This window comes from Arthrobacter sp. Y3223164 (assembly GCF_059091005.1).
On record NZ_JBNHGF010000600.1, the window covers coordinates 1 to 1,184 of the forward strand.

Annotated in this window: 1 protein-coding gene and 1 pseudogene; both read left to right on the top strand. The window is 72.6% G+C overall.

Annotated elements, in window-relative coordinates; genetic code table 11:
* Positions 1 to 349, top strand: a pseudogene (locus AC5RUJ_RS16735) (formimidoylglutamate deiminase); the annotation flags it as partial.
* The coding region (locus AC5RUJ_RS16740; protein ID WP_494156300.1) for an amidohydrolase family protein at positions 346 to 1,184 on the top strand (839 nt) is incomplete at its 3' end. The pseudogene AC5RUJ_RS16735 and the gene AC5RUJ_RS16740, both read left to right, overlap by 4 nt.

Consider the following 1,184-nt stretch of genomic DNA (forward strand, 5'->3'; position numbering starts at 1 on the left):
CCCCTGGCTGGAGATGCGGGCGCTGGAACACGGCGAACGGCGGGCCAGCGGCCAGCGCGGCCGGTTTGCACCGGCCGAGCTGCTGGATTCGGTGTCCGCCGGAGCCGCCGCCGCCATGGGCACCCCGGTGGCCGGCATCGCCGTCGGAATGGCCTGCGACCTGATGGCCGTGAACCCCGGCAGCGTGCGCACGGTAGGCTCAAAGCCCGGGCAACTGCCGCTGAGCGCCAGCGCAGCGGACGTTTCCGCCGTCGTCGTTGCCGGTGACCTGCTGGCCGTCAACGGCCGCCACCGGCGCCTGGGTTGGCCGGCCGAGCTGCTGGCCGACGCCCTGAAGGAGTTTGAATGAGCACTGTCGTCACCAACATCGGCGAACTGCACACGCAGGACCCGGCCCGCGGCGCGGACTCCGTGCTGCACGACGCCGCGGTGATCATCGAGGGGGAGCGCATCTCCTGGCTCGGGCCCGCGGCGCAGGCCCCCGATGCCGACGAACAGTTCGACGCCGGCGGGCGGGCCGTGTTGCCGGGCTGGGTGGATTCGCACACGCACCTGGTCTTTGCCGGAGACCGCACCGCCGAGTTCGAGGCACGGATGGCCGGCCAGTCCTACCAGGCCGGCGGGATCGCCGTCACCACCGGCGCCACCCGCGAGGCCAGCGACTACGACCTCACGCGCCTGCTGCTGGCCCGGGTGGCGGAGGCGGCCGCCGGCGGCACCACCTACCTGGAGACCAAGACCGGCTACGGCCTGGACGTGGAGCAGGAGGCCCGCAGCGCCCGCATCGCGTCCACCGTGGCCGACGAGGTCACCTACCTCGGGGCACACCTGGTGCCGGCCGGCATCGACGCCGACGACTACACCGACCTGGTCTGCGGGGACATGCTCGCGGCGGTAAGGCCGTACGTGCAGTGGGCCGACGTGTTCTGCGAACGCGGGGCCTTCACCGAGGCCCAGTCGCGCCGGGTGCTGGCGGCCTGCCGGGACGCCGGCCTCGGACTGCGCGTGCACGGCAACCAGCTGGGTGAAGGTCCCGGCGTGCGGCTGGCCGTGGAATTCGGGGCAGCCAGCGTGGACCACCACAACAAATTTCACAACCACGACCTCCCCCCCCTCGCCCGCCCCAGGGCCCGCTGGGACCCGGCCCCCGGCACCAAAAACGAAAAGCCGCCGGTAGGGAAAAA